Source organism: Pseudomonas sp. HAR-UPW-AIA-41, assembly GCF_002304225.1.
Lineage (GTDB): Bacteria > Pseudomonadota > Gammaproteobacteria > Pseudomonadales > Pseudomonadaceae > Aquipseudomonas.
This window is the reverse complement of sequence record NZ_NSLB01000002.1, coordinates 18,902-39,289: the sequence shown is the minus strand read 5'-3', so window position 1 is coordinate 39,289 and position 20,388 is coordinate 18,902. Positions and strand designations below refer to the sequence as shown.

22 protein-coding genes are annotated in these 20,388 nt (G+C 64.2%); 12 read left to right on the top strand and 10 right to left on the bottom strand.

Features of this window, described 5'->3' with window-relative positions; all coding sequences use genetic code 11:
* Positions 1-18: 18 nt before the first annotated feature.
* The 3 genes from CK486_RS04485 to CK486_RS04475 all read right to left on the bottom strand — a co-directional run bounded on the left by CK486_RS04485 (position 19) and on the right by CK486_RS04475 (position 3,291).
* On the bottom strand, positions 19-1,089 hold the full coding sequence (locus CK486_RS04485) for a putative 2-aminoethylphosphonate ABC transporter ATP-binding protein (RefSeq protein WP_095939094.1): 1,071 nt from the start codon (positions 1,087-1,089) through the stop codon (positions 19-21).
* A gap of 103 nt (positions 1,090-1,192) precedes the next feature.
* On the bottom strand, positions 1,193-2,215 hold the full coding sequence (locus tag CK486_RS04480) for a putative 2-aminoethylphosphonate ABC transporter substrate-binding protein (RefSeq protein WP_256574363.1): 1,023 nt from the start codon (positions 2,213-2,215) through the stop codon (positions 1,193-1,195).
* 164 nt (positions 2,216-2,379) lie between these two features.
* Complete coding sequence (locus CK486_RS04475) at positions 2,380-3,291, bottom strand: LysR substrate-binding domain-containing protein (protein ID WP_095939093.1); 912 nt, start codon at positions 3,289-3,291, stop codon at positions 2,380-2,382.
* Positions 3,292-3,461: 170 nt separating this feature from the next.
* On the opposite strand from CK486_RS04475, the gene CK486_RS04470 reads away from it, so the two are divergent.
* The 6 genes from CK486_RS04470 to CK486_RS04445 all read left to right on the top strand — a co-directional run bounded on the left by CK486_RS04470 (position 3,462) and on the right by CK486_RS04445 (position 8,820).
* The gene (locus CK486_RS04470) at positions 3,462-4,160 is read left to right on the top strand and encodes an HAD family phosphatase (protein WP_095939092.1); all 699 of its coding nucleotides are present in this window, start codon (positions 3,462-3,464) and stop codon (positions 4,158-4,160) included.
* Positions 4,153-5,274, top strand: a complete 1,122-nt coding sequence (locus tag CK486_RS04465; protein WP_095939091.1) for a 2-aminoethylphosphonate--pyruvate transaminase — start codon at positions 4,153-4,155, stop codon at positions 5,272-5,274. Before CK486_RS04470 ends, CK486_RS04465 begins: the two co-directional genes overlap by 8 nt.
* Positions 5,271-6,104, top strand: coding sequence for a phosphonoacetaldehyde hydrolase (gene phnX / locus CK486_RS04460; RefSeq protein WP_095939090.1), 834 nt, complete (start codon positions 5,271-5,273; stop codon positions 6,102-6,104). The genes CK486_RS04465 and phnX overlap by 4 nt, the downstream gene beginning before the upstream one ends.
* Positions 6,105-6,242: 138 nt before the next feature.
* Positions 6,243-7,391, top strand: coding sequence for an elongation factor P maturation arginine rhamnosyltransferase EarP (earP, locus tag CK486_RS04455; RefSeq protein WP_095939089.1), 1,149 nt, complete (start codon positions 6,243-6,245; stop codon positions 7,389-7,391).
* Between the two features lie 36 nt (positions 7,392-7,427).
* A complete protein-coding gene (efp, locus tag CK486_RS04450) occupies positions 7,428-8,003 on the top strand; it encodes an elongation factor P (RefSeq protein ID WP_095939088.1) in 576 nt (191 codons plus the stop codon).
* Between the two features lie 61 nt (positions 8,004-8,064).
* Entirely contained in the window at positions 8,065-8,820 is a 756-nt protein-coding gene (locus CK486_RS04445) for a sulfite exporter TauE/SafE family protein (RefSeq protein ID WP_095939087.1), read from the top strand.
* Here the strand turns inward: CK486_RS04445 and CK486_RS04440 are convergent.
* Positions 8,810-9,661, bottom strand: coding sequence for a LysR substrate-binding domain-containing protein (locus CK486_RS04440; RefSeq protein ID WP_095939086.1), 852 nt, complete (start codon positions 9,659-9,661; stop codon positions 8,810-8,812). The genes CK486_RS04445 and CK486_RS04440 overlap by 11 nt on opposite strands.
* 96 nt (positions 9,662-9,757) lie before the next feature.
* On the opposite strand from CK486_RS04440, the gene CK486_RS04435 reads away from it, so the two are divergent.
* The 4 genes from CK486_RS04435 (at position 9,758) to CK486_RS04420 (ending at position 13,453) form a co-directional block, all read left to right on the top strand.
* On the top strand, positions 9,758-9,988 hold the full coding sequence (locus CK486_RS04435; RefSeq protein ID WP_095939085.1) for a DUF1127 domain-containing protein: 231 nt from the start codon (positions 9,758-9,760) through the stop codon (positions 9,986-9,988).
* A gap of 85 nt (positions 9,989-10,073) precedes the next feature.
* Complete coding sequence (locus CK486_RS04430; protein ID WP_095939084.1) at positions 10,074-10,700, top strand: c-type cytochrome; 627 nt, start codon at positions 10,074-10,076, stop codon at positions 10,698-10,700.
* Positions 10,701-10,710: 10 nt separating this feature from the next.
* Positions 10,711-11,907, top strand: a complete 1,197-nt coding sequence (locus tag CK486_RS04425) for a cytochrome-c peroxidase (protein ID WP_095939083.1) — start codon at positions 10,711-10,713, stop codon at positions 11,905-11,907.
* Between the two features lies 1 nt (position 11,908).
* Complete coding sequence (locus CK486_RS04420) at positions 11,909-13,453, top strand: parallel beta-helix domain-containing protein (RefSeq protein ID WP_095939082.1); 1,545 nt, start codon at positions 11,909-11,911, stop codon at positions 13,451-13,453.
* 195 nt (positions 13,454-13,648) lie between these two features.
* Here the strand turns inward: CK486_RS04420 and CK486_RS04415 are convergent, their stop codons facing one another.
* A complete protein-coding gene (locus tag CK486_RS04415) occupies positions 13,649-14,248 on the bottom strand; it encodes a 2-hydroxychromene-2-carboxylate isomerase (RefSeq protein WP_095939081.1) in 600 nt (199 codons plus the stop codon).
* Between the two features lie 34 nt (positions 14,249-14,282).
* A complete protein-coding gene (locus tag CK486_RS04410) occupies positions 14,283-15,014 on the bottom strand; it encodes an SDR family oxidoreductase (RefSeq protein ID WP_095939080.1) in 732 nt (243 codons plus the stop codon).
* Positions 15,015-15,112: 98 nt separating this feature from the next.
* On the opposite strand from CK486_RS04410, the gene CK486_RS04405 reads away from it, so the two are divergent.
* Positions 15,113-15,682: a TetR/AcrR family transcriptional regulator gene (locus CK486_RS04405; RefSeq protein ID WP_095939079.1), complete on the top strand. Its 570-nt coding sequence runs from the start codon at positions 15,113-15,115 to the stop codon at positions 15,680-15,682.
* 48 nt (positions 15,683-15,730) lie between these two features.
* Here the strand turns inward: CK486_RS04405 and CK486_RS04400 are convergent, their stop codons facing one another.
* The 4 genes from CK486_RS04400 to CK486_RS04385 form a co-directional block, all read right to left on the bottom strand.
* A complete protein-coding gene (locus tag CK486_RS04400) occupies positions 15,731-16,261 on the bottom strand; it encodes a DUF3087 family protein (RefSeq protein ID WP_095939078.1) in 531 nt (176 codons plus the stop codon).
* Positions 16,262-16,335: 74 nt separating this feature from the next.
* Positions 16,336-17,682 (bottom strand): class II 3-deoxy-7-phosphoheptulonate synthase, encoded by a 1,347-nt coding sequence (locus tag CK486_RS04395; protein WP_095939077.1) that lies wholly within the window; start codon positions 17,680-17,682, stop codon positions 16,336-16,338.
* Positions 17,683-17,780: 98 nt separating this feature from the next.
* The gene (locus CK486_RS04390; RefSeq protein WP_095939076.1) at positions 17,781-18,575 is read right to left on the bottom strand and encodes an ABC transporter substrate-binding protein; all 795 of its coding nucleotides are present in this window, start codon (positions 18,573-18,575) and stop codon (positions 17,781-17,783) included.
* Positions 18,576-18,663: 88 nt separating this feature from the next.
* The gene (locus CK486_RS04385; RefSeq protein ID WP_095939075.1) at positions 18,664-19,449 is read right to left on the bottom strand and encodes an SDR family oxidoreductase; all 786 of its coding nucleotides are present in this window, start codon (positions 19,447-19,449) and stop codon (positions 18,664-18,666) included.
* Positions 19,450-19,622: 173 nt separating this feature from the next.
* Here CK486_RS04385 and CK486_RS04380 point away from each other — a divergent pair, with 173 nt between their 5' ends.
* Complete coding sequence (locus CK486_RS04380) at positions 19,623-20,381, top strand: spermidine synthase (protein WP_095939602.1); 759 nt, start codon at positions 19,623-19,625, stop codon at positions 20,379-20,381.
* Positions 20,382-20,388: the final 7 nt, after the last annotated feature.

Sequence of the window (20,388 nt, the reverse complement as noted above, 5' to 3'; positions counted from 1 at the left end):
GCAGGGCCCCTGCAGGGCTCAGGCGGCGAAGCAAGACAGATGCTCGGTGGGCAGGCGAACGCAGAGGCTCTGACCAAGGTGCAGTTCCAGCAGGCGTGCGGTGCGTGGGTCGACATCCACCGTCAGCGCAGTGGCGAGGCCATCGACGCGAATACGGGTGCGCATGAAGGTGCCGAGAAAGTCGAGTTGTTCGACAAAGGCTGGTATGCCCTGTGCGTCACAGGGCAGCAGTTGCACTTCCTCGGGGCGGAAGGCCAGCTGCAGGCGCGCGGAGTCGCCGGGTTCGAAGCTCGCCGGCAGGTCCAGCAACTGGTTGCCGACGCGCAGCTTGCCGAAGTCCACCTGTTCGGATTCGACGAAGTTCATGGCACCGATGAACTCGGCCACGAACGGGCTGGCCGGGCGGCGGTAGATTTCCTGCGGGGTGCCGACCTGTTCGATCACGCCGTGGTTCATCACCACCACGCGATCGGCCATGGTCAGGGCTTCCTCCTGGTCGTGAGTCACCAGAATGGTGGTGACGCCCAGTTGCTGCTGGAGGCGGCGGATTTCCCGGCGCAGGTGACTGCGCACACGGGCATCGAGCGCCGACAAGGGTTCATCAAGCAGCAGCAGGCCGGGGGCCGGGGCCAGTGCGCGGGCCAGCGCCACGCGCTGTTGCTGGCCACCGGAGAGCTGAGCCGGGTACTTGCGCGCCTGTTCACGCAGACCGATCAGGTCCAGCAGTTCGTCCACGCGCGCCTGGATTTTTGCCTTGGGCAGGCGCTGGCTGCGCAGGCCAAAGGCAATGTTGTCGTGCACGCTCAGATTGGGAAAGAGCGCGTAGGACTGGAAAACGATGCCGAAGTCCCGTTGCCGGGGCGGCAGGTTGGAAATGTCGTTTTCGCCCTGCAGCAGACGCCCGGCTGTCTGGGTTTCCAGGCCGGCGATGATGCGCAGCAAGGTGGTCTTGCCGCAGCCGGACGGGCCCAGAAAACACACCAGTTCGCCGGGCTGAATATCCAGATTGATATCGCGCAGAGCGCTGAAGTGCTCGAACTGCTTGTGGATGCCTTGCAGTTGCAGGCGGCTGCCGGTTTGCGAATGCATGCGGGTTTTCCTCATCAGGTAGCCGGGTGGGCAAAAACAACAAGCCCCTCGGGCCACCGCGGCGCTTGCGCGCCACGGGGCGAGGGGTGTTGCCGACACTCGTTTATTGCGCTTCGGCCTTGGACTCGTAGCGCTTCTGCCATTCGGTCAGGATGCGGTCACGGTTCTCCGCCGCCCAGTCGAAGTCGTTCTTGATCAGCAGTTTTTCCGGCTCTTTGGGGAAGTGTTCCACCGGCTTGGCGATGCCCGGCATGGCGACGATGCCGTAGGCCTCGTTGTACATGCGGTTGGCCTTCTCGCTGGCGGCCCAGTCCATCAGTTGCTGACTTGCCTGGAGCTTGTCACTGCCCTTGATGATGGCGGCTGCTTCCATTTCCCAGCCCAGCCCTTCGCTGGGGAAGACCAGCTCCAGCGGGGCGCCGGCGGCCTTTTCCTTGGCGCCACGGTAGGCGAAGGAGATGCCGATCGGCGCTTCGCCACTGGCGGCCATCTTGCAAGGCTTGGAACCGGAGTGGGTGTAGCTCTTGATGTTCTGGTGCAGGGCGTCCATGTAGCCCCAGCCTTTCTCTTCACCGAAGGTCTGCAGCCAGGCGGATACGTCCAGATAGCCGGTGCCGGAAGACGCCGGGTGCGGCATGACCACGTGACCTTTGTAGACCGGCTTGGTCAGGTCCTGCCAGCTAGTGGGCAGCGGCAGCTTGTGCTTCTCGGCTTCCACGGTGTTGAAGCAGATGGCCGCCATCCAGGCGTCCATGCCGATCCACTGGGGCGGATTGCCGCTGTCGCGGTACAGCGGATTGAGCTTTTCTACACCTTTAGGGGCGTAAGCTTCGAGCATGCCTTGTTGTTGCAGCAGCTTCAGGCTGGTGGCTGCCAGGCCCCAGATGGCATCGGCCTGCGGATTATTCTTCTCGGCCAGCAGGCGGGCAGTGATCACGCCGGTGGAGTCGCGCACCCACTTGATCTGGACGTCGGGATGGTCCTCGTTGAAGCGGTCGGCATACTTCTTCAGGTCTTCCGGTTCGAGCGCGGTATAAACCGTCAGCTCGGTGGCGGCCATGGCATTGAGCGAGGTGGCTGCCACCAGGGTGGCCAGCAGGTGACGCAACGGCTTGAGGGGCTTCACAGGACTCTCCTAACGACGGGGGTTGATGCTCGGCGCCATAACCCGCGCTAATGCACTTGGGCTGCCGATGCCAGAGGATCCTAGGAGGGCTCGATTGCGCCTTTGTGACTGCATGCGGCGAAATGGCCTAGATCTTCTAATGCGCAAGATGATCCTTTCTTGGGCTAGACCAGATTGCGCCCGAGCCCCAGTTGCTGTGCCCGCAGCTCGCGCCGCAGCCAGTCGCAGAAGGCCAGCACCTTGGGGCGCTGGTCGCCGCGCTGGCAGACCAGATAGTGACCGCCGCGAGTCGCCAGCGTGCCAGGGTGTATCTGCACCAGTTCGCCGCGCTGCAGTGCATCGGCGGCCAGGAAGCTGCGGGTCAGCAGTGCGCCGTCGGCATGCCGGACAGCCTGCAAGGCAAGGGTGGTGGTGTCGAACTCCATGCAGGGTGGTGGCGCCAGTGCTTCGACCTTCTGACAGGCCAGCCAGTCGCTCCAGCCTTCCCGGTAGCCGAGCACGCTCATCAACGGCCATTCCAGCAGGGCCCGGGCGGATTCCGGCATACCGCGTCGCTCGATGGTGTCTGGGCTGCTGACTACCAGCCAGTGCTCGGTGGTCAGGCGCTCGACCTGTCGGTTGCTCCAGTCTCCATAGCCATTACAGATCTCGACATCGACGTTGTGATGCTCCTCGAATGCCGTCCAGGGCGAGGAGCTGAGTCGCACGCGAAAGCGCGGGTAGTCAGCCAGAAAGCGGTGCAGGCGTGGTGCCAGGAAGTGTTCGGCGAAGGAGTTAGAGGCGCGCACGCTTAACTGGGTGCGGCCGCGCTCGCCGAAGAGTTCCTCGGTGCTGCTGCGCAAGGTATGGAAAGCCTGGGTCAGGGCCGGCAGATAACTGCGTCCGGATTCGGTCAGACGCAGGCCCTTGGCCTCGCGGATGAAGAGGGTGTTGCCCAGATGCTGTTCCAGCAGCTTGACCTGTTGGCTGACGGCCGCCTGAGTGACGTTCAGTTCTTCTGCTGCGCGGGTGAAGCTGCCCAGCCGGGCCGAGGCCTCGAAGGCGCGCAAGGAGTTGAGGGGAGGAAGACTGGCCACAACTTATACCTGTTCTGGAGCGAGCCGCGGCCAAGTTAATGCGAGGGATATGACGATCAGATGACGTGTTATTAGAAAAGCTGGGGCATGTGGCAAGGACGGCTGTCTGTGCGGATCGGGATCAGCTCCCGATACTGCGCCGGGTCTAGATCACCCCGGATGACACCCCCATGGAAAAACTGACACTGGCCATCTTCGACCTTGATCACACCTTGCTTGCCGGTGACTGCTCGGCACTCTGGAGTGAGCGCATGCAGCAACTGGGCTGGGTCGATTCCGCCGAGTTTCGTGCCCAGCACACGAAGCTGATGGCCGATTACCACGAGCGTGGGCTGGATATGGCGGCCTACCTGCAGTTGACCCTGGCCCCGCTGGCCGGTAGGCCGGTGGCCGAGGTCTCGGCGGCGGTCGAACAGCTGCTCCATGACAGCCTGCTGCCGCGGGTCTACGAGGAAGGCCGGGAGCTGATCGCCGCTCATCGCAGCGCCGGCCACGAGTTGTTGCTGATCTCCGCCAGCGAGGAGTTCCTGGTCGAGCCCCTCGGCCGTGCGCTGGGATTCACGCACGTTTATGGCGTGCCCTGTGGCCGCAAGGAGGGCCGCTTCACCGGGGCCAGCGAGGGGCTGATGACCTACGCCGAAGGCAAGGTGACCTGCGTTGAACGCTGGCTGGCCGAGCGGGGCGCCTGCGCCGAGCGCAGCTACTTCTACAGCGATTCGCACAACGACCTGCCGCTGCTGCGCTGGGCCAGCGACCCGCGTCCAACCAATCCCAATCCACGGCTGACGGACGAGGCGCTGCGTGCCGGCTGGAAGTGCCGCCACTTACGTCTTCATCCGACGGCCTTGCAGGAGACTGCTCATGCGTGACCCTTTGTTACTGACCCCGGGCCCACTCACCACCAACCTGATCACCAAGACCGCGATGCTACGCGATTGGGGCAGTTGGGATGGCGCCTTCAATGAACTGACCGCCAGTGTTTGCGCGGATCTGTTGAAGATTGCCCATGCCCAGGACAGTCATGTCTGCGTGCCCCTGCAGGGCTCGGGCACCTTTGTTGTGGAGGCCGCCATCGGCACTTTGTTGCCTCGCGATGGCTGTCTTCTGGTGCTGGTCAACGGCGCCTATGGCGAGCGCATGGCGCAACTGGTGGAAGTGATGGGGCGGCGGGTGGTGCGTCTGGCGTTCGCCGACAATGAGCCGGTCTGCCCGGCGCGACTGGCGGCCTGCCTGGCCGAGCATCCTCAGTGCAGCCATGTCGGGCTGATTCACTGTGAAACCAGCACGGGGCTTCTCAATCCGCTGCAGCAGATCGCCGAGGTGGTGGCCGCTGCCGGTCGCGAGCTGATTATCGACAGCATGAGCGGTTTCGGCGCCTTGCCGGTTGATGCCCGGCAGCTGCGCTTTGCGGCGTTGGTGTCCTCCGCCAACAAGTGCCTGGAGGGGGTGCCGGGTATGGGCTTTGTGCTGGTTGAGCGTCAAGCTCTGGCGCGTAGTCAGGGCAACAGCCACTCGCTGTCGCTGGACCTCTTTGACCAGCACGCCTACCTGCAGCGTACCGGGCAGTGGCGCTACACCCCGCCGACCCATGTGGTGGCAGCCCTGCGCAGTGCACTGGATCAGTATCAGGCTGAAGGCGGCCAGCCCGCGCGGCTGGCGCGCTATCGCGCCAACTGCGAGCGACTGATGCGCGGCTTCGACCGCTTGGGGCTGAAGTTATACCTGGATGATGCGGTACAGGCGCCGATCATCCTCACCGTGCATGCCCCGGCACATCCGGCCTATCGCTTTACCGACCTTTACCACGCGGTACGTGAGCGTGGCTGCATCCTTTATCCCGGCAAGCTGACCCGCGTGGAAACCTTCCGCGTCGGCTGCATCGGGGCGCTGGATCTTGCCGAAATCGACCAGGCCCTGGCTGCGCTGGAAGGCGCTCTCAGGGAACTGGGTTATCTGGAACACTCATCGGAGCATCACGCATGAGCTACCGCTATCAGCGACGTTACTGTGGCCCTCTGCAGGCCGTTATCCTCGACTGGGCAGGCACCGTCGTCGACTTTGGTTCCTTCGCACCGACGCAGGTGCTGATCGATGCCTTCGCCGGCTTCGACATCGAAGTGACGATGGAGGAGGCGCGCGTGCCCATGGGCCTGGCCAAGTGGGATCACATTCAGGCCCTCGGCCGGCTGCCGACGGTGGCGGCACGCTGGCAGGCGCGTTTTGGCCGTGCCATGCAGACCGAGGATGTCGACGCACTTTATGCCCGCTTCATGCCGCTGCAGCTGGAGCGGGTAGGGCAGTACTCGGCGCTGATTCCAGGGGCGCTCGAGTGCATTGCGCAGTTGCGCTCACGTGGGCTGAAAGTTGGCACCTGTTCGGGCTATCCGCGTCAAGTGATGGATCGTCTGCTGCCAATTGCCGCTGCTGCGGGCTATCAGCCGGACTGCACGGTGGCTGCCGACGACCTGCCGGCCGGCGGCAGACCGGGACCCTGGATGGCGCTGGAGAATGTGGTGCGCTTGGGCATCAGCGATGTGGCGGCCTGCGTGAAGGTTGACGACACCGTGCCAGGCATCGCCGAAGGGCTTGCCGCCGGTATGTGGACGGTGGGTTTGTCTGCCTCTGGCAACGAGGTGGGTCTGACCCATGCGCAGTGGCAGGCGCTGAGTGAGGGCGAGCGAAAAGCACGCCGGTTGCCGGCTGCCGAGAAGCTCTATCAGGCTGGCGCCCATTATGTGATCGACAGCATCGCCGAGCTGCCGACCGTGATTGAGCGTATCGAAGAGCGTCTGGCGGCAGGCGAGCGCCCATGATCTGAGCGAAATGACAGTGGCAGGGCCCGCATCAGTAGGGGCTTGCCACTGTTATGCGCAAGGGACTGCGCCAATCCGCACTGCGGGATTACTCGGGCTGGTGCACAATCGCTGCTCAACGAGTGGCGAGAGCAGGTTATGGCGGGGCAGTGGGACATCTTCTGCGCGGTGGTGGACAACTACGGCGATATCGGCGTGACCTTGCGTCTGGCCCGCCAGCTGGCGGCCGAACAGAGCGTGGCGGTGCGCTTGTGGGTGGATGATCTGCGTGCGTTGCAGCCACTGTCTCCGGCAACTTCGCTGACAGCCGCGCAGCAGTGGCTGGAGGGCGTTGAGGTTCGCGCCTGGACGGCTGAGTCGGTGTCCGGTGTGGAACCGGGAGAGGTCGTCATCGAGGCCTTTGCCTGTGAACTGCCGGCTACTTTCATTGCTGCCATGGCAGCCCAGCCGCGTCCGCCGCTGTGGCTGAATCTGGAATACCTCAGCGCCGAGGACTGGGTGGCGGGCTGTCACGCCTTGCCGTCGCCGCAGCCTTGCGGTCTGCGCAAGTTCTTCTTCTTTCCCGGCTTTACCGAAGGGACCGGCGGCTTGTTGCGCGAGGGCGATCTGCTGGCGCGCCGTGATGCGCTGCAGGCCGACGTGGCCGCGCGTACAGCCTTTCTAGAGCGCCTGGGCGTCAGGCCATTGGCAGGTGCGCGGCTGGTTTCCCTGTTTGCCTACGAGAATGCCGGCCTCGCCGAATGGCTGGAGGCCATGGCCGGAGGTGACGAAGCAGTGCAGTTGCTGGTGCCTCAGGGGCGTATTCAGGCGCAGTTGCAGGACTGGCTGGGTGTGACGGCAATGCAGCCCGGACAGGTCTGGCCGCGCGGTCGCCTGCAGGTGCAATTGTTGTCCTTCATGCCGCAGGCCGATTACGACCGGTTGCTGTGGTGCTGCGATTTCAATGCGGTGCGCGGCGAGGACTCTTTCGTTCGCGCCCAGTGGGCTGCGCGGCCATTGCTGTGGCACATCTACCAGCAGGAGGAGGGAGCGCACTGGGAGAAGCTGGATGCGTTCCTGCAGCTCTATGTCGAGGGGCTGAGTGAGCCGGCAGCCTTGGCCCTGAGCGGCTTGTGGCGTGCCTGGAATGCCGGGCAGGGCATGGGACTCGCCTGGCAGTCGCTGCAGCCGTGCTGGGCGGAACTGGCCGAGCACGCCCGCCGGTGGAGCGCCCGCCAGGCCGCTTATCCTGATCTTGCAGCGGCTCTGGCGCTGTTTTACCGAAATTCGCTATCATGCGCGGCCTAGAAATTCGTACCTCCATCTATATCCCGGATATTTCGTATGAAAACCGCACAAGAAATGAAGGCCAACAGCGTCGCTCTGATCGACGGTCATCCTTGGCTCATCCAGAAAGCTGAATTCACCAAGTCCGGTCGTAACAGCGCCATCGTCAAGATGAAGCTGAAGAACCTGATCAACGGCTCCAAGACCGAGACCGTGTACAAGGCCGACGACAAGATGGAGCCGGTGATCCTTGAGCGCAAGGAAGTGACTCTGTCCTACATCAACGGTGAGGACTACGTGTTCATGGACACGGAGTACAACTCCTATGAGCTGCGCGCCGAAGACCTGGAAAGCGTTCTGCCGTTCATCGAAGAAGGCATGACCGACGTCTGCGAAGCCGTGTTCTTCGAAGGCAAAGTGATCTCCGTTGACCTGCCGACCACCATCGTGCGTCAGATCACCTACACCGAGAACTCCGCCCGTGGCGACACCTCCGGTAAAGTGATGAAGCCGGCCAAGCTGGCCAACGGCACCGAAGTCAAGGTTGCAGACTTCTGCAACATCGACGACTGGATCGAAATCGACACCCGCGACGGTTCCTACAAGGGCCGTACTCAGGCTCCGCAGGCCTAAGTCACCGCGTGTCTCCAGAGCCCGGCCTAGCGCCGGGCTTTGTTTTTCTGGCGAGAGAGCAATGGATCTGATCAGTGCTGGGGTGCATGTGTTGCTGGGCGCGCTGCTCGGTACGGTGGGCGGCCTGTTTGGCATTGGCGGCGGGCTGATTGCCATTCCGGCGCTGGGTATCCTGTTCGGTCTGGATCAGCAGCTGGCGCAGGGCACGGCTCTCGTCATGGTGGTGCCCAATGTGCTGCTGGCCTTGTGGCGCTATCACCAGCACAACCCCATCGACCTGCGGCATGCGCTGGCGCTGGGACTCTCCGGGCTGCTCAGCGCCTGGCTGGCGTCACTGCTGGCGCTGCAGGTGGATGCCCGCAGCATGCGTTATGCCTTTGTCGGCTTTCTTCTGGCGCTGGCGCTGTTCAATCTGTGGCGTTTGTACCGGCCCTTGCCGGCTGCTGGTCAGGGCCTGCGCTATCCCTGGCCCTGGCTGGGCGTGCTGGGCGGCTTGTCCGGTCTGCTGGGCGGGTTGTTTGCCGTGGGCAGCGCGGTGCTGGCGACGCCGAGCCTGACCGCGATCTTTGGTGTTTCCCAGGTCATTGCCCAGGGGCTGTCGCTGTCCCTGGCGCTGCCGGCCACGGCGGTGACGCTGGCGACCTATGCGGCGCATGACGAAGTCAGCTGGAGCATGGGCATTCCGCTGGCCATCGGCGGCCTGCTCAGCATCAGCTGGGGTGTGAAGCTGGCCCATGCCTTGCCCGATCGTCTGCTGCGCCAGTTGTTTTGCGGCTTCCTGCTGGTCTGTGCGGTGGGCCTGGCCGTTATAGCCTGAACCCCTCGACGATCTGCTCGGCCAGGGTTTCGGTGACCGGAGACTGGCTGGCCGGGTTGCGCAGCAGGACGATGCTGGTGGCCGGCAGGTCGGGCAGGCCGTGACGGTTGTCGAGGATCTCCAGATCCGGGGTGATGATGCTCTCCAGCTGCGCGGTGATGGCCAGTCCCGCGCTGACCACAGCCATCAGCGCCGACAGGCTGGGGCTGGTGTAGGCAATGCGATAGGCGCGCTCGTGGGCGTCCAGGGCATTGCAGGCCCAGGCGCGGCAGAAACAGCCGGCGCTGAACATCGCCAGCGGCAGCGGGTTGCGCTCGTACAGGTCCTGGCCGCGCGCCTGAGCCCAGACAAAGCGCTCCTGACGCAGCAACTGGCCGATCTCGTCGCCCGGCTGCCGGGTGACGATCGAGAGGTCCAGGTCCTGACGCTGCAGCAACTGGTAGGACGGCTCGCAGTGCACCTCCACCTGCACCAGCGGGTAGGCCTGGGAAAAACTGGCGAGGATGCCCGGCAGAAAACGCATCACGTAATCGTCCGGGGTGCCAATGCGCACGGCGCCGACCATGTGCGGCTGGCGCAGGCTGGTGAACACTTCGCCCTGCAGCTTTAGGATGCGCCGCGCATAGCCCAGCAGCAGCTGGCCTTCGGCCGTCAGCTGCACATTGCGGCCCTCGCGCTCGAACAGCGGGCGCTTGAGCACATCCTCTTCCAGGCGCTTCATCTGCATGCTGACCGCCGACTGGGTGCGGTTCACCACGTTGGCGGCGCGGGTGAAGCTGCCGTGGTCGGCGATGGCCACGAAGCTGCGCAGCAGCTCGCTGTCGATGCTGGGGTGGCTCATGTATCAATTCCGGAGATGGGTGGCATAACAAACATTCGTTGGATTGATGCTAACGCCGTGACGAGACTGGCGCCATACCCGCAGGAGGGCATGGCGATGAACAGCAGGCAGCAAGGTTTCGTACAGGTAGGGAGTCTGGACAAGGCACAGGTCGCGCCCTTGTGGCGCAGGGCCTGGCACCAGGTGCGCCGCTGGTGGCAGTTGGCCGAGCAGCGCCGGCAGCTGGCGGCGCTCTCGGATGCGGCGCTGAAGGACATCGGTCTGTCGCGGGCCGATGCCTGGCAGGAAAGCGATCGGCCGTTCTGGGACGAGCCGCGTCAGGACTAGGCAGAAACTGCATTCAGGGGCTTGATTGGTACGATAGTGCCAGATATTCTTCAGGCATAACGAGAAAGTACCTGGTGATGCCTGCATGAAAGCCCCGATTGTCTGCCTGACCCTCTCCCTGCTGTTCACTCCGTTTGCCGTGGCTGCCGATGCGGCGGCTGGCGAGAAACTCTTCGCCGCCACCTGCGTGGCCTGTCACGGCGCCAAGGCCGAGGGCAATCCGGCGCTGAAGGCTCCTGCGCTGGCCGGCCAGCAGGCCGATTACCTGCAGCGCCAGTTGGCACAGTTCCGTGGTGGCCAGCGTGGGGCCAAGGCCGGCGACGCCGGTGGTGCGCAGATGGCTCCGATGGCCAAGTCGCTCGCCGATGACGCCGCGGTGGCGGATGTGGCGGCCTACCTTGCCAGTCTGCCGCTGCCCCAGGTGGCGGCCAGCGTTGAGGGCGATGCGGCCCAGGGCAGCAAGCTCTACCAGTCCAAGTGTGGTGCCTGTCATGGCGGGCAGGGCGAGGGCAACCCGGCGTTCAGTGCGCCGCGCCTGACCGCCGTGGGCGATGCCTACCTGAAGACCCAGGTCGAACATTTCCGCAGCGGCCTGCGCGGCTACGATGCGGCCGACCGCTTCGGCAAGCAGATGAAGCTGATGGCCGGCACCGTCAATGAAGACGAACTGGTCGATATCCTTGCTCACCTCAACAGCCTGAGCGCCAAGTGATGCGCCGGTTGTGCCTTGCGCTGCTGAGCTGGCCGCTGCTGGGCTGGGCGCAGGCGCTATCCAGCTGGCCGATGTCTGCCCGGCCGGCTTCGAGACCACGACGGAAAACACCTGCAAGCTGCACACCCGTTACGATCAGTACGACTCGCTCTACGAGCGAGGCGTCGGTGGTCTGCAGACCGCGCTACCGGCTCATCGCGATGGTTTCAGTCCGCAGCAGATCGATCTGGGACGGCACCTGTTCTTCGATCCGGTGCTGTCGGGCGACCAGACCCAGTCCTGCGCCAGCTGCCATCATCCCAAACTGGGCTTTGCCGATGGCCTGAAGCGCAGCATCGGCGCCAATGGCGCGGAAAACCTGCGCGCGGCGCCCAGCCTGTGGAACATGGCCTTTCTCACCCGGTTCTTCTGGGATGCCCATGCCGGCTCACTGGAAGAGCAGATGACCGGCCCGCTGTTTTCGCCGGTGGAAATGGCGGCGAGCCCCGAGCTGCTGCTTGAGCGACTGAACGCCAGCACCGAGTATCGCCGGCTGTTTGCCGAGGCGTACCCGAAGCAGGACGTGGTGACGCTGGATCAGCTGTATCTGGCCCTGGCGGCCTTCCAGACCTCGCTCATCTCGCTCAACAGCCCCTACGACCGCTACGCCCACGGCTCGCCCGATGCGCTGAATGCCCGGGAGCTGGAAGGCTTCAACGTGTACCGCTCGTTCGTGGCGCGCTGCTCGGAATGCCATACGCCACCGCTGTTCACCAACCAGCAGATCGCCGTGATCGGCGTGCCCGAGCCGGATGGCCGACCGTTCGATCCGGGCGCCCAGGTGCCGTTCAATAACCCGGACTGGCGCGGCGGCTTCAAGGTGCCGTCGCTGCGTAACGTGGCGCAGACTGCGCCGTACATGCACTCGGGGACCTTCGATAACCTGCGCGATGCCGCCGAGTTCTACACCAAGGGCCGCGGTCATGCGCTGCCCGAGGAAGAGAAGGGGCGAGTCCAGTTGCACTGGCATATCTGGGAGCCCAAGCTCGCCGAGCATGAGCTCGACCGCCTGGTGGACTTCATGCGTGCCCTGACCGACGAATCTTTCACTCCGGCCATTCCGGCGCAGGTCCCTTCCGGGCTGGCGCCGGTCGGCCGGGTTCCACCGGCCTTGCAGGCACGGATCGCTTCGACCACTCATAACAAGAACGAACCAACCGGAGAATAAAATGGCCAAGAAACTGTTGAGCGTGGCGATTGCCGCGGCCTTGTTGGGAGGCGGCGTTTTCCTGGGAACGCAGCTGGGCGGCGATAACAGCGCCACCATCGTCGGCGGCGCCGACCGCTACGCCAAGTCGGACAACAAGACCGCTGCGGTCGGTTCGCTGGCCAAGAGCGTGGGGGCCAGCGGCAAGGGCCAGGTCATCGAGGTCAAGGCCGGTGATTCCATTCAGGCCGCCGTGCGCGCCGCCAAGCCGGGTGACGTGATCCGTGTGTTCCCAGGCACCTACAAGGAAACCGTGTACATCGACAAGGATGACATCCTGATCACCGGCGTGATCGAGAACGGTCAGTGGCCGACCATGGAGGGCGAGCGCAAGCTCAACGACGCCATCCTCTACTCGGGCAACAACATCACCGTCGAGAACCTGCTGATCACCCACTACAAGGGCAATGCGATCATGGGGCAGGCGGGCAACAACTTCCTGATCCGCAACAACCGCATCGTCGACACCGGCGTGTACGGCATCTTCCCGCAGCTGGGCAAGAACGGTCTGATCAGCAACAACATCGTCAGCGGTATCGAGGACGCGGCGATCTACGTGGGCATGAGCGACAACGTTCACGTCAACAACAACGAGGTGTACGCCAGCGTCGCCGGCATCGAGTTCGAGAACTCCCGGCATGGCGTGATCGAGAACAACCTGGTGTACGACAACGCCGGCGGCATCCTGACCTTCATCACTCCGGGGCTGCCGATCAAGACCACCTACGACCTGATCATCCGCAACAACTTCATCACCAATAACAACCATGTGAACTTCGGCGCGCCGGGCTCCATGGTCTCCGGCGTACCGTCCGGCACCGGCGTGGTGATCATGGCCGCCGACGAGGTGACCCTGGAGAACAACATCATCTCCGGCAACAAGAATGCCGCGATCATCATCACCGACCACGACAGCTTCCCGAACATCACCCGCGACCCGGAAACCGACCCGAAGTCGGACAAGGTGGCCATCCTCAACAACCTGATGTACGGCAATGGTCATGAGCCGATCGACGAGATCAAGGCACTCAAGGTGGCCACGCTCACCAGCGGCAACGTGGATATCGTCAACGTCGGCACCAGCCGCGAAAGCTGCATCCTTAACCGCGACCAGTACATCACGGTCGGCCTCAAGGACTACGGCACCTGTGGTTTCTCCACCACGGCCGATGTGGTGACCCGTCTGCTGCCCGAGCCGGTGCCGCCGCGCGAAATCACCGAGCTGGACAAGGGCAAACTGACCTACTTCGGCGTGTGTACCGGTTGCCACGCTTATGGCACGCGCATGATCGGGCCGCCGGTAGAGATCATCCAGGCGCTGTACATGGACAATCCGCAGGGCATCGCCGAGTACATCGCCAAACCGGTGAAGAAACGCGAGGACTACCCGGCCATGCCGGCGCAGGACTACCTGTCAGAAGCCGAACGCCTGGCTGTGGCCAAGTTCATGCTGGGCGTGGATAACCACGGAATTTTCCACGATCAGGCGCTTAACCAGAACCAATAAGGTGATCTGCTGCGCGTCGGCCATACAGCGTTGAAAACAGCCTCGGAATGCTCATTTACAACTCGTAAACTCCGCTTCCTCGGCTGTTTTCGCCTTGTCTGGCTCTAGCTCGCGAGATCACAGGCAGGTTCTATGTTCTTTGCCTGAAACAAAACGGGGCCCGCAGGCCCCGTTTTGCATTCCGCGGACTGGTGATCAGTCGGCCTGGGCCAACGCCTCGTCGACGAAGTCCAGGCGGTCCTGGCCGAAGAACATCTCGCCGCCGACGAAGCAGGTCGGCGCACCGAACACACCGCGCTGGACAGCTTCCTCGGTGGCTGCCTTGAGCGCGGCCTTGACCTCGTCCTCGGCCACCCAGGCGGCGAAGGACTGGGCATCCAGACCGGCCTCGGTCAGTGTTTCGGCCACCACGGCCGGGTCGGCCAGGTTGCGCTGCCGGGTCCAGAGTGCCTCGAAGATTGCCTTCACATAGGTCTCGAACTGACCGGGGGCGCGCAACTGGTAGGCGCAGGCGCCGCGCATCAGCGTCAGTGTGTTGATCGGGAAGTTCGGATTGAGCGAGAAGGCCACGCCATAGCGGCGGGCGAAGCGCTGGAAGTCGATCAGGGTGTAGCGGCCCTTGGCCGGTACGCTGATCGGCGAGGCGTTGCCGGTGGCCTGGAATACGCCGCCCAGCAGCATGGGGCGAAAGCGCAGCTCGGCGCCGTGGCGGGCGCACAGGTCCGGTAGCTGAGTCCAGGCCAGGTAGCTGGCCGGGCTGCCGAAGTCGAAGAAGAATTCCACGGTCTTGCTCATTGGTGCTGCTCCGTTGCGAAAGGGGAAGGGCGGCTCACCATTTTTCCTGCCAGGGACGCAGATCCAGTTCAAAGGTCCAGGCATCGCGTGGCTGGGCGTGCAGGTGCCAGTAGTTGTCGGCGATATGCGCGGGATCGAGGATGCCGTCATGGTCCTTGCGCGCGTAGATGTCGGGGAAGGTGTCACGGATGAAGGCGGTGTCGATGGCACCGTCGATCACCACATGGCCGACATGGATGCCGCGTGGCCCCAGCTCACGCGCCATGCTCTGGGCCAGGGCGCGGATACCGTGCTTGGCCCCGGCGAAGGCGGCGAAACCCGCTGCTCCACGCAATCCTGCGGTAGCGCCGGTGAACAAGATGGTGCCGCGCTGACGCGTGACCATCCGCCGGGCAACGGCCTGGGCGGTGAGGAAGCCGGCAAAGCAGGCCATCTCCCAGATCTTGAAGTACTTGCGTGCGGTTTCGTCGAGGATGCTGCAGGGCACATTGGCGCCGATGTTGAAGACGAAGGCTTCGATGGGGCCGATGTCGCGCTCGATGGTTTCCACCAGTTCGGCAACTTCCTCCTCCTTGCGCGCATCGGAGGCAAAACCGTGGGCCTGGCCGCCGGCGGCGATGATCTCGTCCACCAGCGGCTTGAGCTTGTCGGCGCTGCGCCGGGTGACGCAGGCGATGTAGCCCTCGCGGGCGAAGCGTTTGGCGATGGCGCCGCCGGTGGCGTCGCCGGCACCGATGACCAGCACGACTTTGTTGGATTCGGACATGGCAGGCTCTCTGGGTGAACAATTGCCTAAACGATCGTTAGGTAAACGAACGCTATGCTATGCTGCCGGTATCGTCAAGCGTCAGGAGCGGACAGGGCATGCGCTACTCGGCCGAACACAAGCAGCAGACCCGCGAGAAGCTGCTGCAGAGCAGCGGCGCGCTGGCCAAGGCCGGCGGCTTCGCCACCACCGGCGTCGACGGTTTGATGAAGGCCATCGGTCTGACTGGCGGCGCCTTTTACAGTCATTTCCCGTCGAAGAGTGATCTGTTCACTGAGATCGTCCGCCGCGAGCTGTCGCACAGCCCGATTGCCTTGCTGTGTCAGGCCGATGGCGACCGGCGCGAGCGGCTCGAGCGTTGTCTGGAGCGCTACCTGAGCCTGGCCCATGTGCGCAATCCCGAGGGAGGCTGCGCCATCCCGGCTCTGGGCGCGGAGGTTGCCCGCGCCGAGCCCGTAGTGCGCGAGGAGGCCGAGCACTGGCTGTGTCAGATTCAACAGGCCTGGGCCGGGATTCTGGACGACAGTGAGCTGGCCTGGGCGCTGCTGGCTCAGTGCGTCGGCGCCCTGGTGGTAGCGCGCATGCTGGCCCGTGAGGACGTGCAGGGGCAGGTGCTGGGTGCCAGCCGGGCACTGGTCAACCGATTGCTGCCCGCGACGGCAGATTGATAACGCAAAACGGGACCCGCAGGTCCCGTTTTGTTTGGTTCTCCCGTATTACACGGGGATCTGCCGCACCTGCACCAGCCACTCGGGTTCCAGTGTGTCGAACTCGGTGGGCAGACCAAGGGCTTCGAGTCTGGCCCTGTGCTGGTCAATCTCGCGCACCATCTGGCTCAGGGCGCTGGAGTTGCCGTCCAGCTGGTGCATCTGGGTCACGCCCAGATGATAGAAACGCAGCAGTCTGAGTGCGGCCGGATGTTCCGCAGCAACGCCCGCCGTCACATGGTGCATGACGTTGGTGATGCTCATCAGGCTGCGCTTGAGGCGCCAGCCATACACTGCCGGGGCCATCCAGGGCAGTGACCAGAGTTTGAAGCGCACCAGAGCGATGGTCAGCAGCAGCCCCAGCAGCACGCCACCCAGGTTGAAACGGAAATTGTCGCCGCCCGGCTCGCCGAACAGTTGTACGGCCAGGGTGGAGAGCAGCATGGCCAGCAGCACGAAAATCGCGATGACGATAAACGCGATACGCCGGGTGTCGCGGCGGTAGGCTTCGGGATTCATGGGCTGCAGGGTGAACGACATGGCAGGTGGCTCCGGTTCTGCTGGTCAGGAAAAAGGGAGCCGTTAGGCTCCCCTTGGCATCGCACGCGGCTGGCTCAGGTGCGCGCCTGTTTCAGGGTTTCGGCGATCAGGAAGGCCAGCTCCAGTGACTGGTCGGCGTTCATCCTTGGGTCGCAGTGGGTGTGGTAGCGGTCCGACAGGGCGTCCTCGGTGATCGGCCGGGCGCCGCCGATGCACTCGGTGACGTTCTGCCCGGTCATCTCGATGTGGATGCCGCCGGCCACGGTGCCTTCGGCGCGGTGGACCTGGAAGAACTGCTTCACCTCGGTGAGGATCTGCGCGAAGTCGCGGGTCTTGTAGCCGCTGGACGCCTTGATGGTGTTGCCATGCATCGGGTCGCTGCTCCACAGCACCTGACGCCCTTCATCACGGACCTTGCGCAGTAGGCGCGGGAAGTGCTGCTCGACCTTGTCGGCGCCCATGCGCACGATCAGGTTGAGGCGGCCGGGATCGTTGTCCGGGTTGAGAATGTCGATCAGGCGGATCAGCTCGTCCGGGTCCATGCTCGGGCCGACCTTGACCCCGATGGGGTTCTCGATACCGCGCATGAATTCGATATGGGCGCCATCCAGCTGACGGGTGCGATCGCCGATCCACAGCATGTGCGCGGAGCAGTCGTACCAGCGGCCGGTGAGGCTGTCGCGGCGCACGAAGGCCTGTTCGTAGTTCAGCAGCAGCGCCTCGTGGGCGGTGAAGAAACTGGTCTCGCGTACCTGCGGCTGGGCGTCCATGCCGCAGGCGCGCATGAAGGCCAGGGTTTCGTCGATGCGGTTGGCCAACTGGCTGTACTTCTCGCCGAGGGCCGAGTTGCCGATGAAGTCCAGGTTCCACTGGTGCACCTGGTGCAGGTCGGCGAAGCCGCCCTGGGCGAAGGCGCGCAGCAGGTTGAGGCTGGCGGTGGACTGGTGGTAGGCCTGCAGCAGGCGCTCCGGGTCCGGTACGCGGCTGGCGGCGTCAAAGCCGATGCCGTTGACGATGTCGCCGCGGTAGGCGGGCAGGGTCACGCCGTCAACGGTTTCGTCATTGGCCGAGCGGGGCTTGGCGAACTGGCCGGCCATGCGTCCGACTTTCACCACCGGACAGCCGGCGGCAAAGGTCATGACAATGGCCATCTGCAGCAGCACCTTGAAGGTGTCGCGGATTTTCGCGGCACTGAACTCGGCAAAACTCTCGGCGCAGTCACCGCCCTGCAGCAGGAAGGCACGGCCCTGGGTGACCTCGGCAAACTGGCGGCGCAGCTCGCGCGCTTCGCCGGCAAACACCAGCGGCGGATAGCCGGCCAGGGTCTGCTCGACCTGCGCCAGCTTGGCACTGTCGGGGTACTGTGGTTGCTGCTGGATCGGTTTGCTTCTCCAGCTTTCGGGGCTCCAGGTTTGGCTCATGTACGGCTCGATACGACGGATCAGGGAAAGTGAGCCGCATGTTACCCGATCGTCCGTGGCAGCGGGACGACCGGGGTCATTGCCAAAGCCAATCGGGCCTATTGGCGGGTGGTGCGCACCGGCAGCCAGCGATTGATGATGCGCTGCAGGGTGCCATCGGCCTGCATGGCGGCCAGCTCCTGATCCAGAAGCTGACGCAGCGCTGGCTGCTGCTTGCTCACAGCCCAGGCCAGGCTCTCATCGGTCAGAGGGCGATGCAGGCTGAGCAGGCTGGTGTACTGGCGATCCTTGTCGACATTCCAGCTGGTGACGGCATCGTGCACCACGCAGTCGACTTCGCCTTTCATCAATGCCTGCAGGGCCGGCTCCACCGAGCTGAAGGCCTTGAGGGTGGTCATGCCGGCGAATTTCTTGGCGAAGGCCGCGCCGGTACTGTCGGCGACATAGGCCAGACGCACTTCGGGCTGGAGAATCTGCAGCGGGCTGGCGAAGCGGGCGGCATCGGCGCTGCGGATGATCGCCATCTGGCCCATCTTGAAGTAGGGCTGAGTGAAGTCGACCCTGGCCTGGCGCTCGGCGGTGACGCTGATACCGGACATCAGCATGTCCACTTCGCCGCGCTCGACCGCGTTGAACAGCCCGCTCCAGGGGATGATCCTGAACTGGTACTGGTGGCCCGTGCGCTTGCTCAGCTCGGCGGCCAGATCGGCCTCGATGCCGCGTACCTGACCCTCGCTCTGCATGGTAAGCGGTGGGTAGTCGGCCGCTGTACCGACGCGGATCACCTTGTTATCCAGTGCCGGTTTGGGCGTGGCCGGGTTGTCCGCGGCCTGAGTCAGTGAAGCGGCAAACAGGCAGGCGCCGGCCAGAAGCAATGAGCGCATACGCAGCATGGGCAAATCCTTGCTTGGTGTGGGGGCTTGAGCATGCCCCAGCGTGCAGTGGCACGCCAAGCAAGGTTTGCCGCAAAGTGTTGCAGCCTCAGTCCAGCTCACCGGCAAAGCGCCGTGCCATCAGGCGCAGGTAGAGGTCGGGTGCGATGCGCCAGAGCACGCTGGCCAGCTGACTGCCGCGGTCCGGAAACAGGCGCCGGCGTCGTTGTTCTGCGGCGCGCACGATCGCGGCGGCCATCCAGTCGGCACCGCGTACCTGACCCACGGTGGAGCGGGCGTGGCTGGCCGGTCGGCCATCGCCGCCCAGGGCATTGCGCTCGATGGGGGTGTCGAGAAAGCTCGGGTAAACCATCAGCAGGCTGATGTGCTGGCGCTCCAGCTCCAGGCGCAGCACTTCGAAGGCCTGGCTCAGTGCGGATTTGGCCGCACAGTAGCCGGCGCGGCCGAGTACCGGCATCCAGCCGGCCATGGAGCCGATGCAGATCACCTGGCCACGGTTGCGTTGCAGCAGGGGCAGGGCGCTCAGCGTCAGGTTCAGCGGGGCGTGGTAATCCACCGCCATCACTTTGCTGAAGACCTCGGGCTGGGTGCGTAGGGTCGGGGAGCGATGGGTGATGCCGGCATTGTTGACCAGCCAGTCGAGGCCGCCAAAGTGCTGGTGGCACACGCTGATCAGCTCCGCCTGAAAGTGCGGCTCGCAGAGATCGCCGGCCAGGGAGTGCACGGTGGCGCCGTTGGACAGCTCGGTGCGGCGCTGTTCCAGCAGATCGGCATTGATATCGGTGAGCAGCAGGTGCATGCCGCGGCTGTTGCAGGCCTGGGCCAGGGCCCAGCCGAGGCCGCTGGCGGCGCCTGTGATGAGGCAGGTGGTCATGGCTGAAATCCGTACTGGAGGGACAACGGATTGCCGAATGGAACTTGTGCTGGCGCTCCGCCTGCGGCAGGCTGCCGCCCGGATATTATCGGCGAGTGCCCCCGGGCACCGGCTATGACATTGACGGCCGGAGGTCGTGCGGTGTTGGTACGAATGGTCAGTTGGGGATGCCGGTGACGGAAAAACTACAGGATGAACATCTGCTGGCCGAGGTGCACGACGCCTATGGGCGTGTGCGGGTGGTGGAAATCGGTGAGTACCGCTTCCTCGAGTTCGGCGATGAGGTGGAGCAGAGCTGTGTGTTCACGGCCGATCCGAGCTGGCTGGAGTACGACTACACCCGCGCCATGCTGATCGGCGCGCTGTGCCACGAGCGGGCCGAGACGGCGCTGTTTCTCGGGCTGGGCGCCGGCAACCTGACCCAGGCCTGCCTGCGTTTTCTGGAGCTGGACGATGTCGAAGTCATCGAACTGCGCCCGGATGTGCCACGTCTGGCCATGGAGTTTCTCGGCCTGAGCGATGATCCGCGCCTGACCATTCGCATCGGTGATGCCCTGGAGCTGCTGGGCAGCGCCGAAAGCACCGACGTGCTGTTCCTCGATCTGTATACCGACACCGGGCCGGCTTCAGGTCATCTGGCCTGGCGCTTTCTCGAAGACTGCCAGAAGAAGCTCAATCCCGATGGTTGGCTGGTGATCAACCAGTGGGGTACCGATGATGGCAAGCCGCTGGGCGCCGCATTGCTGCGGGGCCTGTTCCATCGTCACTACTGGGAAATTCCGGTGAAAGACGGCAACGTCATCCTGCTGATTCCCGCTGCCCTTGAGCAGGAGCTGGATATCGGCGGGCTGCGCCAGCGCGCGGCTCAACTGGCGCCGCGTCTTGGCTACAGCCTGGATGGATTGATCGACGTGATGCGCCCGGCCAGCTAGCAGGCCG

Bases quoted from the DNA above. Each gene is read 5' to 3' on its own strand.
- CK486_RS04485 (WP_095939094.1), bottom strand. From the start codon at position 1,089: ATGCATTCGCAAACCGGCAGCCGCCTGCAACTGCAAGGCATCCACAAG.
- CK486_RS04470 (WP_095939092.1), top strand. From the start codon at position 3,462: ATGGAAAAACTGACACTGGCCATCTTCGACCTTGATCACACCTTGCTT.
- CK486_RS04465 (WP_095939091.1), top strand. From the start codon at position 4,153: ATGCGTGACCCTTTGTTACTGACCCCGGGCCCACTCACCACCAACCTG.
- phnX (WP_095939090.1), top strand. From the start codon at position 5,271: ATGAGCTACCGCTATCAGCGACGTTACTGTGGCCCTCTGCAGGCCGTT.
- earP (WP_095939089.1), top strand. From the start codon at position 6,243: ATGGCGGGGCAGTGGGACATCTTCTGCGCGGTGGTGGACAACTACGGC.
- efp (WP_095939088.1), top strand. From the start codon at position 7,428: ATGAAAACCGCACAAGAAATGAAGGCCAACAGCGTCGCTCTGATCGAC.
- CK486_RS04445 (WP_095939087.1), top strand. From the start codon at position 8,065: ATGGATCTGATCAGTGCTGGGGTGCATGTGTTGCTGGGCGCGCTGCTC.
- CK486_RS04440 (WP_095939086.1), bottom strand. From the start codon at position 9,661: ATGAGCCACCCCAGCATCGACAGCGAGCTGCTGCGCAGCTTCGTGGCC.
- CK486_RS04435 (WP_095939085.1), top strand. From the start codon at position 9,758: ATGAACAGCAGGCAGCAAGGTTTCGTACAGGTAGGGAGTCTGGACAAG.
- CK486_RS04430 (WP_095939084.1), top strand. From the start codon at position 10,074: ATGAAAGCCCCGATTGTCTGCCTGACCCTCTCCCTGCTGTTCACTCCG.
- CK486_RS04420 (WP_095939082.1), top strand. From the start codon at position 11,909: ATGGCCAAGAAACTGTTGAGCGTGGCGATTGCCGCGGCCTTGTTGGGA.
- CK486_RS04415 (WP_095939081.1), bottom strand. From the start codon at position 14,248: ATGAGCAAGACCGTGGAATTCTTCTTCGACTTCGGCAGCCCGGCCAGC.
- CK486_RS04410 (WP_095939080.1), bottom strand. From the start codon at position 15,014: ATGTCCGAATCCAACAAAGTCGTGCTGGTCATCGGTGCCGGCGACGCC.
- CK486_RS04405 (WP_095939079.1), top strand. From the start codon at position 15,113: ATGCGCTACTCGGCCGAACACAAGCAGCAGACCCGCGAGAAGCTGCTG.
- CK486_RS04400 (WP_095939078.1), bottom strand. From the start codon at position 16,261: ATGTCGTTCACCCTGCAGCCCATGAATCCCGAAGCCTACCGCCGCGAC.
- CK486_RS04395 (WP_095939077.1), bottom strand. From the start codon at position 17,682: ATGAGCCAAACCTGGAGCCCCGAAAGCTGGAGAAGCAAACCGATCCAG.
- CK486_RS04390 (WP_095939076.1), bottom strand. From the start codon at position 18,575: ATGCTGCGTATGCGCTCATTGCTTCTGGCCGGCGCCTGCCTGTTTGCC.
- CK486_RS04385 (WP_095939075.1), bottom strand. From the start codon at position 19,449: ATGACCACCTGCCTCATCACAGGCGCCGCCAGCGGCCTCGGCTGGGCC.